General features: G+C 59.1%; 7 protein-coding genes. 6 read left to right on the top strand and 1 reads right to left on the bottom strand.

The annotated features are described in order from the left end of the window. Window positions 1-65 precede the first annotated feature (65 nt). Window positions 66-1,421, bottom strand: a complete 1,356-nt coding sequence (locus HQL56_15760; GenBank protein MBF0310975.1) for a B12-binding domain-containing radical SAM protein — start codon at window positions 1,419-1,421, stop codon at window positions 66-68. A gap of 141 nt (window positions 1,422-1,562) precedes the next feature. On the opposite strand from HQL56_15760, the gene mnmG reads away from it, so the two are divergent. The 6 genes from mnmG to HQL56_15730 all read left to right on the top strand — a co-directional run bounded on the left by mnmG (window position 1,563) and on the right by HQL56_15730 (window position 8,719). Next, window positions 1,563-3,404, top strand: a complete 1,842-nt coding sequence (gene mnmG, locus HQL56_15755) for a tRNA uridine-5-carboxymethylaminomethyl(34) synthesis enzyme MnmG (GenBank protein ID MBF0310974.1) — start codon at window positions 1,563-1,565, stop codon at window positions 3,402-3,404. Window positions 3,405-3,876: 472 nt separating this feature from the next. Beyond that, on the top strand, window positions 3,877-4,572 hold the full coding sequence (rsmG, locus tag HQL56_15750) for a 16S rRNA (guanine(527)-N(7))-methyltransferase RsmG (GenBank protein MBF0310973.1): 696 nt from the start codon (window positions 3,877-3,879) through the stop codon (window positions 4,570-4,572). Window positions 4,573-4,640: 68 nt separating this feature from the next. Continuing rightward, entirely contained in the window at window positions 4,641-5,447 is an 807-nt protein-coding gene (locus HQL56_15745) for a ParA family protein (GenBank protein ID MBF0310972.1), read from the top strand. Window positions 5,448-5,509: 62 nt separating this feature from the next. Beyond that, complete coding sequence (locus HQL56_15740) at window positions 5,510-6,415, top strand: ParB/RepB/Spo0J family partition protein (protein MBF0310971.1); 906 nt, start codon at window positions 5,510-5,512, stop codon at window positions 6,413-6,415. 336 nt (window positions 6,416-6,751) lie between these two features. Then, window positions 6,752-8,017 (top strand): hypothetical protein, encoded by a 1,266-nt coding sequence (locus HQL56_15735; GenBank protein MBF0310970.1) that lies wholly within the window; start codon window positions 6,752-6,754, stop codon window positions 8,015-8,017. Between the two features lie 165 nt (window positions 8,018-8,182). Beyond that, window positions 8,183-8,719, top strand: coding sequence for a DUF3576 domain-containing protein (locus HQL56_15730; protein MBF0310969.1), 537 nt, complete (start codon window positions 8,183-8,185; stop codon window positions 8,717-8,719). Window positions 8,720-8,788 lie beyond the last annotated feature (69 nt).

Genomic DNA, 8,788 nt, shown 5'->3' with positions numbered 1-8,788 from the left:
GTCAAAGGACAGAACATTTTCTTTTTTTGATACTTAAAAGATAAATATTGAAAGTCAAAACATGGTTATCGGGTTACCTTCCCCCGCAGCCACTGTTTGATCCGAACCAGCCAATAACGCAGATTGGCCCTCTGATGGCGTTGGTAACGATCCATCTTCCGCTGCATGATCTCCTGAGCCTGCGCCATCAACGCCTGCATATCGGCTTCAGTGACGCCGTTGGGCAGATAGACCAGCTCCTGATTGTTCCATTTGGAAAAATCAGGCTCCAGAATGGTGCCGTACCGCTCCACCTGATCGTAAAAAGCCGTGCCGGGAAAGGGAACCGCAAAGGAGAACCAGTCGGCATCCGTCGGCAATTCGTCGGCCAGAGCAATGGTTCGTTCCATGCTCTGCCGTGTTTCGCCGATGTTGCCCAACATGAAAAGCCCGTTGATATCGAAACCCTGTTCCTTGCACATTCCCACCCCGCGACGAATGCGCTCCAGATTGGTCTTCTTGCCCAGCAGGGAGTGGATGCGATCATCCCCGGATTCGATGCCGATGCTGATCCAGCGCACCCCGAGACGCTTCATCAGACGCAACGGCTCCTCCTTGATGGTGTTGGGATGCAGGAAGCAGCGGAAGTGAAACTTCAGCCGTTTACGCTCCAGGGCCCGGATCATCTCCTCCATGCGTTCCACGGAATAGACGAAGACATCGTCCAGAATGAAGAAGCGGTCGAACCCGTAATCCCGATGCATGGACTCCAGGGCGTCGACCACATAATCGACGGAGAAGTAACGCAACTTGGCGGTGCGATGACCATCCTTGCAAAAGACGCAATCGAAGGGGCAGCCCTTGGCGGTGAGCAGAGGGAACTCCCCGACCAGGGCGGGATTGAAGGCGGTCTGTTCCAGATCGGCCTTGCCCGGAAAAGGGATGGCGTTCATTTCATCGCTGGTCAGGGCCTGTCCGACGAGATGTCCGGAAAAGGCTTGGGGACCCTGCTGCATTCCCTGAAGAACCGATTTCTCCCCCTCTCCGGACATGACGGCGGTGGCGTGCTGCAACGCTTCCCGGATGACGTTCGGGCTGGAAAAGTGGTTGCCGCCCAGGAGGACGGGGGTTTGCGGCGAGAGACGACGCAGAGCGTCGGCCAATTCGAAAGTATCACGGCACTGGCTGGTGTTGGCGGAAATGCCCACCACGCCGGGATGGCAGCCGAGGATTTCCCGAGCCATCTCCTCGGGGGTGAGGGGCCAGTAGTGGTCCTGGAAGCGGTCGAAAATCCGGCTGCGATAGCCGTGGAGGTTGAGGTTTTTGGCAATGTAGAGGATGCCGTAGGGCGGGTTTTGTTGTCCGCCTTCCCGAGAGGCGTGACCGCGCGTAACATGGACTGAGGGGTTGTTTTTGGCGCGAACCAGGGCGATATCGGTCATGGGGGCTCGATGAGGTCTGGGGGCGGGGCTGAGAATAAGAGAGTTTAAGCAAAAATTGAGCCAGTTATTGTATTATGTATTAAAATATTGTACACATCCCGCAGTGGGGTGTTTCACGTGAAACAGGGTGGTGGGTGACTCATGGCGGAATGGTTTGATGTGATCGTGATCGGTGCGGGGCATGCCGGATGCGAAGCGGCGCATGCGGCAGCGCGCCTGGGGGCTTCCACCCTGTTGTTGACCCAGAACCTGGACACCATCGGGCAGATGTCCTGCAACCCCGCCATCGGGGGGGTGGGCAAGGGACATCTGGTTCGGGAAGTCGATGCCTTGGGCGGATTGATGGGACGGGTGGCCGATGCGGCGGGCATTCAGTTCCGTTTGCTGAATCGGCGCAAGGGGCCGGCGGTGCGCGGTCCGCGGGCGCAGATGGATAAACAGCTCTACCGGCGCTGCATGCGCCAGGCTCTCGAAGAGACGCCCAACCTGGTGTTGCGCCAGGCCGAAGTGCGTGACCTGCTGGTGGAGGGCAACGCCGTATGCGGGGTGGTCACCGATTGGGGCGAGTCCTGCTTCTGCCGTTCCGTCGTTTTGACCACGGGCACCTTCTTGCGCGGCGTGGCCCATTTGGGAGAACGGCAATTCCCGGCGGGGCGTTTGGGCGATGCTCCGAGTCAGCTCCTCGGCGAGGGACTGGCCCGTTTGGAACTCACCACGGCGCGTATGAAAACCGGCACCCCTCCCCGCCTGGACGGGCGTTCCATTCGCTGGGATCTCCTGGAGGAGCAGCCGGGAGACGATCCACCGGCGCCCTTCTCCTTCCTGACCGGTCGTTTGATGCTGGAGCAGGTTTCCTGTTACATCACCTATACCAACAGCCGCAGCCACGAACTCATTCGAGCCAATCTGCATCGGGCGCCGCTTTATACCGGACAGATTCAGAGCATCGGACCCCGCTACTGTCCTTCCATCGAAGACAAGGTGGTGCGCTTCGCCGATCGGGAAAGACACCAGATCTTTCTGGAGCCGGAGGGGCGTCATGTACGCGAAGTCTATCCCAACGGCATATCGACCTCTCTGCCGGTGGATGTGCAACGGGAGCTGCTGCATTCCATACGCGGTTTGGAGTCGGTGCGCATTCTGAGACCGGGCTATGCCATCGAGTACGACATGGCCGATCCGCGTCATCTGGATAACGGCCTGCAGTCCAAAAAGTGGCCGGGGGTTTTTCTGGCCGGACAGATCAACGGCACCACCGGATATGAAGAGGCTGCGGCGCAAGGACTGGTTGCCGGGATCAACGGGGCTTTGTTCGCGGCGGAGAAGCCCTTGTTCCGTCCGGGGAGGGATCAATGCTATATCGGGGTGATGATCGACGATCTGGTGACGCGGGGCGTGGATGAGCCCTATCGCATGTTCACCTCTCGGGCGGAGTTTCGGCTGTTGTTGCGAGCGGACAATGCGGATGCGCGATTGACGCCGATCGGGCGCGAGTTGGGTTTGGTGAGTGAGGAACGTTGGATGCGTTTCGTGCGCAAGCAGGAGTTGTTGGTTAAAGGGGGGGAGGTGTTGCACAGCGTGCGTTTGCCTTTGCGGGAGGTGTTGTTGGAGCGGGATGAATCGGTGGTGGGGTATCAGACGGGGTGGGAGTTGTTGCGGCGGCAGGATGTGGATGTGGAGCGCGTCTGGCAGTTGAGCGGGTTGGCGGGGGAGGAGGAGGATGTGTTGGCGGGGTTGGAGGTGGATGCGGTGTATCATGGGTATCGGGAGAAGCAGCAGGAGGAGGTCAGGCGGTTTCGGGAGACGGAGGATTGGGTGATTCCGGAGGGGTTTGATTGGGATGGGGTAGGGAGTTTGTCGGTTGAGATCCGGCAGAAGTGCAAGCGGGTGAGACCGCAGACGTTGGGGCAGGCGTATCGGATTCCGGGGGTGACGCCGGCGGCGGTGATGGCGGTGTGGGTAGCCTTGAAACGGGGTCTTTGACTTTGAAAAAATCCGTCTCTCTCCTTTCAAAAAATCCTTTATTAGCAAAAAGGGTTGGGGGAGTCTGAGGGGGAGCTCCGCTGCCCCCTCAGGGTTTTGCCTTTCCCTTTCCCATTAAATATCCGTAACTATTCAGTACCCCCTTTTTGAAAGTTCAGCGGGGGGCCGGGGGGATCATCCCCCCCCGGCGGGTCCAGGGCAGCGCCCTGGGACTTTTCCTTTTGCTGTTGACTTCCAACCCCATGGGGTCCAGGGGGCACCCCTGGGACTTTCCCTTTCGCTGTTGATACGCTCATGTCGCGCTGCGCAGGGTTCTGAACAGTTACAAATATCCTTTCCTGATACAAAGCGTTTCTCCAAACACCGCATTTCTCTTCCTCTTTCTCTTGCTTCAATGAATCGACCATTCCTTCCTTTTGCCCTCCGCATCTGTTATCCATGTCCCTCCTTCTCTTGCATCGAATGAAGAATCATGGCCGACAATCCTCTTGCCGTTCCGGCTGCGGAAACCAATCAATGGACATGGGCTCCTTTGGAGCAAACGCTGGGGTATTGTCTTACGGAGGTGCAGAAAAACCGTCTGACGTATTATGTCAAGGAATTGCGTCTGTGGAACGCTATGGCGGGGTTGGTGGGACCGGCGGCGTTGCCGGAGTTGGATACGGTGCATCTTCCGGATGCGGCGTTGTTGATACCGCATGTGGGGAGCGGGTTGGGGATGGCGGATTTGGGGAGCGGGGGTGGAATTCCGGGGTTGGTTATAGGACTTATATTGTATCCAGGAATCGAAATTGATTTGATAGAGTCCTCTGGCAAGAAAACAAAGTTTCTTAAGTGGGTCGTTCAGAACCTAAAATTAGAAGACAGAATTAAAATAATCAATAAACGCGCCGAAGAGCTTCGCCACGGCAAACGCTATCGCTGTATCATCTCCCGTGCGGTCGGTTCTCTGGCCTACGGGGCCGATCATGCCTGGCCGTTGTTGCGGCCCGGCGGGGAGTATCTGATTTTGAAAGGGCCTCGACTGAAGGAGGAGTTGCGGGAGTGGACCGAGGAGAAAGGGGCGCAGCGCTATGCGCCGCCCGAGATCCTGTCCGCCTCCGCAAGTGATCGGGAGAGTGTGGTGGTTCGTTTGTGTCGTCCGGAAAAGGAAGAGTGGTCCCCATGACCGAAACGAGAAGGCGTTCACCGGCGAAAGCCAGGCCTGCCGCTGCCGCGAAGGAGATGCTGCCGGAGATGTCGGCGCCGTGGGAGCCGGTTTGTCCCGTTGTGGCCGTGGTCAATCAGAAGGGGGGGGTGGGCAAAACCACGCTATGCGTCAATCTGGCGTCGGCGCTTGCCGCTTCCGGACGGCGCACCCTGGTCGTGGATTGCGATCCCCAGGGCCATGCCAGCCTCGGATTGGCCTGGAAGGGTGGGGAAGGGGCTCCGGCTCTCTATGATGTACTGGCAGGGCGCGCCACGCCGGCGCAGGCCATTGCGCCCATCATCAAGCCGGGTTTGTGGTTGTTGGCGGCCACACCCGATTTGAGCGGGGCCGAAGTCGAACTGGCGGCGGTCACCGAGCGGGAGTTCCGCCTGCGCCGCATGGTTGCCGGCATCACCGGCTTCGACGCCATTCTGCTCGATTGTCCGCCTTCCCTGGGACTGCTGACGGTCAATGCGCTGACGGCGGCCAGTCGCGTGCTGGTGCCTTTGCAGTGTGAGTTTTTCGCCCTGGAAGGTCTGACCCGGTTGATGAACACCGTGGAGATGATCCGTTCCCGGCTCAATCCGCGGCTTTCGGTCAGTGGCATCGTTCTTTCCCTGTTCGAAAAAGAGAATCCCCTGCATGCCCACGTGGCTGCCGAGGTGCGCAAACACTTCGGGGCGCTGGTTTGCGACACGGTTCTCTACAAGGATCTGGCGGTGAGCATCGCACCCAGTTTCGGTCGTCCGGCCTTCTGGTACGATCCCCGTGCGGCGGGGGCCTGGGATTATCTGCGTCTGGCGGAGGAGATGGGGGGGCGCTTGTGGCCCGAGAGTCACAGGGGTGTGTCATAACGGCAACAAGTGTGTCATTTTTTTCACGGATTCCGTAAGCGGAGTCGGGGAGCGAGAGGGGTATGGCTGAAGAGCTGCAGCTTGGACGGGGCTTGAGCGCCCTTTTGGGGGAGAGCGGCGGAGCGGGGCACGCCTCTTCTCATCCCTTGCGCATGGTGGCGTTGGACCATCTTCAACCCCATGCCCGTCAACCACGGGAGGAGATCGATGCGGAGGCGTTGGCCGAATTGACGGAATCCATACGCCTTCATGGCGTTTTGCAGCCGGTTCTGGCACGTCCGCTGGGGGGGGATCGCTACGAACTGGTGGCGGGAGAGCGACGCTGGCGGGCGGCTGGACTGGCGGGATTGACGGAGATCCCTGTATTGATTCGGGATTTTCCGGATCACGAGGCCCTGGAAGCAGCCATTCTGGAAAATGTGCAACGGGAAGATCTCAATCCCATGGAGATTGCACGGGGTTTTGACCGCTTGGTGCAGGAATTTGGCTACAGCCATGGCGGAATAGCCCGGCGTCTGGGGTGCAGTCGCATGCATATCAGCAATGCGGTACGGCTGTTGAAGCTGCCGGGGACCATACAGGAGATGGTTTCGGCGGGAGCCCTGTCCCAGGGCCATGCGCGGGCCTTGCTGGGGTTCGAGGATGCCTCTGCGGAGTGGCTGACGGGGGTGGCTGCGGAGGTGGTTCGGGAGCAGATGTCGGTTCGGGAGACCGAACGTTTGGTGCGGCAACGCCGAAGTGGCACGAAACCTGTATCCAGGGAGACGAGGCCCGGAGGCAGACGAAGGGATCCTGCCATTCAGGCCCTTGAGGCAAGGTTGGCATCTCAGTTGCAAACCCGAGTGGGCATCACCCATCAGCAAGGGCGCGGTCACATTCAGTTGGAATACGCCTCCCTTGAAGAGCTGGAACAGCTGGTGGAACGGTTGCTGCACCCCCTGGATGGAGACGTGGTCCGCAAGCCGTAGCGGTGGGCCATTGTGAAAAAAAATGAAAGAGAGGGCGTTTTTTTGCTTGACCTTCTCGGATGAATCCCTGTATAAGCCCAATCCAGGGAGTGTTGCTGAATAGCAACAGAGTGTTGCAAAAAAGGTACAGTCGCACAAAAACGATGATGTGAACTCCTCAAAGGCAGCCAGAGCAGGGTCTCCATGGACGGCGCCATCAGGGAGCAAATTTTGAAGTCAACTTTGCTAAGGAGAGAAAGAATGAAGAAGTCTTTGGTTCTGGGTTTGGCTGCTCTGGCCTCCGTTGCCGTCGGTTCCACCGCGGATGCTGGCGAGACCAAGATCAGCGGGTACTACATGTTCCGTGTTCAGGATGCGGATATCACCGCTTCCGAGCCCGCCGCTTCGACCGCTTGGGACAACGAGCGCGCCATGTGGCATCGTCTGCAGTTGAACTTGGATTTCATCGCTTCCCCCAAGACCCATGCCCATCTGGTGACCCGCGCTCTTGACAGCGTCAACGTGACCGGCGCCGCTGCCGACTCCACCGCGAGCTGGACCATCAAGCAAGCCTGGTTGGAAACGGATCTGTATGGCGTTGGCGCCAAGATGGGTCATATGCCCATCTCCATGCATGACGACATCCTGGTCAACCACGACACCAACGGCTTCGGCGCCATCCTGCTCTCCAAGAGCTTCGGTGACACCACCGTCCTCGTCGGTGATGTCCGCGTTGCCGAGAGCAACACCCGCGGCGCTTCCGCCAATGCCGGTGCCGGCATGGGTGCTGATGACGACGACGTCGACCTGTATGTCGTTTCCGTGCTCGGCAAAGCCGGCATGGCCAACTATCAGGTGACCGGCGCTCTGATGAATGCCGCTGCCGACAGCACCGTGGCCAACAACCTGACCGTCAATGCCTCCGACTCCGCCCGTGACTGGTGGTTGGCTGCGACCGTCGGCGCCAATGTCTCCGACATCGACATCACCGGTACCTTGATCTACGAGAATGGCTGGAAGAATGCCGCCAACAATTCTCAAGCTCATGACAGCGACTTCCTGGCCGCTCTGCGCCTGAAGGGCAAGACCGGCTTCGGCGGTTGGAATGGCTATGCCTTCTATGCCGGTGAAGATTTCAACAACATCGTCGGCACCAATGCCGTTTGGTCGAAGACCTGGGACCAGAGCGGACCCGGTGGTCGTGACCTCATGAACACCCTGTTCAGCACCTGCGCTTCCGCCGCCTCCTACACGGCGACCTCCGGCAGCGGCGGTTGTACCTTCCTGCCCGCCAACGGCAACGTCTCCAACACCGAGAACCTGTGGGGCGTCGGCGCCGGCCTGACCGTGAAGACCGGCGGTTGGACCATCAACCCCATGCTCGACTATGCCAGCGTGACGGATCGCAGCCCTGCCAATTCCGCCACCAACACGGCTCTGTTCAAGAGCGCCTGGGGCGGTACCTTGGCCCTCTCCACCAAGCTGGATGAAGGCACCACCCTCGGTATCACCGGCAGCTATGTTGATCCCAGCAGCGACAACACCCTCCTTGCGGCCCAGACCGGCGCCCACAAGGAAGATTCCATCCACGCTGTGATGGTTGATGTCAAGATGGCCTTCTGATTCGGGTTTCCCGCATCAACAGGCACGACGGGGGGCGGATTATTCCGCCCCCTTTTTTTTTGGCCGGGCTTGGGCCAGAATGCAGTTCAGGCAAGTCTCATCCCTTCATGGAACGAACACCGGATCAGGGCGATACCCGCCTCCGGACCAAAGGCAAGGTGCAAGATGGCAACACGATTCCTGGCAGTCATGGCGGCAACCGGATTGATTCTGGGTGGATGTTCCTCCTGGAACAGCCCCAACAAGCTCGATCAGCATCCCTTGAGCGAACTGGGCCAGAAAAAGGCCGAGAAAGACTTGAAAGAGCAGGATCTGAAACTCGAACCGGGTGACAAAGGGCTGTTCGGTTTGACCGGGGACGGGGGTGTTCTCGGCGGGGGCTCCAAGTTGAGCCGGGAAGACATGCGTGCCCGCAAACTCTATGCGGGCGCTCTGGATACCGTGATGGACCTGCCGGTGAAAACCGCCGATCAATCGGGGGGGTTCATCGCCACCGACTGGAAGGTGGATCCCTCCGATCCGACCACCCGCTACAGCCTGAATATCCGTGTTTCGGGGCAGGATCCCTACGGAGAGGTGAAGGTGGTGGTGCTCAAACAGGTGCTGTCCCATGGTATCTGGACCGATGCCGTCTCCGATGGCGGCATGGCGCGGGATATCGAAAAGTCCATTCGCAAACAGTCTCAAGTATCGAAGATGTGATTGCCGAATCCTGATGCGGCTCGTTGACGAGAGATCGATCTGTTCAGGTATACGAGGGTTCGGGGGGGG

The organism is Magnetococcales bacterium, assembly GCA_015231925.1.
Lineage (GTDB): Bacteria > Pseudomonadota > Magnetococcia > Magnetococcales > JADGAQ01 > JADGAQ01.
Note: the sequence above shows the minus strand (reverse complement) of the source record. Positions and strands in the feature narration are given on the sequence as shown.

Bases quoted from the DNA above. Each gene is read 5' to 3' on its own strand.
- HQL56_15760 (MBF0310975.1), bottom strand. From the start codon at position 1,421: ATGACCGATATCGCCCTGGTTCGCGCCAAAAACAACCCCTCAGTCCAT.
- mnmG (MBF0310974.1), top strand. From the start codon at position 1,563: ATGGCGGAATGGTTTGATGTGATCGTGATCGGTGCGGGGCATGCCGGA.
- HQL56_15740 (MBF0310971.1), top strand. From the start codon at position 5,510: ATGGCTGAAGAGCTGCAGCTTGGACGGGGCTTGAGCGCCCTTTTGGGG.
- HQL56_15735 (MBF0310970.1), top strand. From the start codon at position 6,752: ATGTTCCGTGTTCAGGATGCGGATATCACCGCTTCCGAGCCCGCCGCT.
- HQL56_15745 (MBF0310972.1), top strand. From the start codon at position 4,641: ATGTCGGCGCCGTGGGAGCCGGTTTGTCCCGTTGTGGCCGTGGTCAAT.
- rsmG (MBF0310973.1), top strand. From the start codon at position 3,877: ATGGCCGACAATCCTCTTGCCGTTCCGGCTGCGGAAACCAATCAATGG.
- HQL56_15730 (MBF0310969.1), top strand. From the start codon at position 8,183: ATGGCAACACGATTCCTGGCAGTCATGGCGGCAACCGGATTGATTCTG.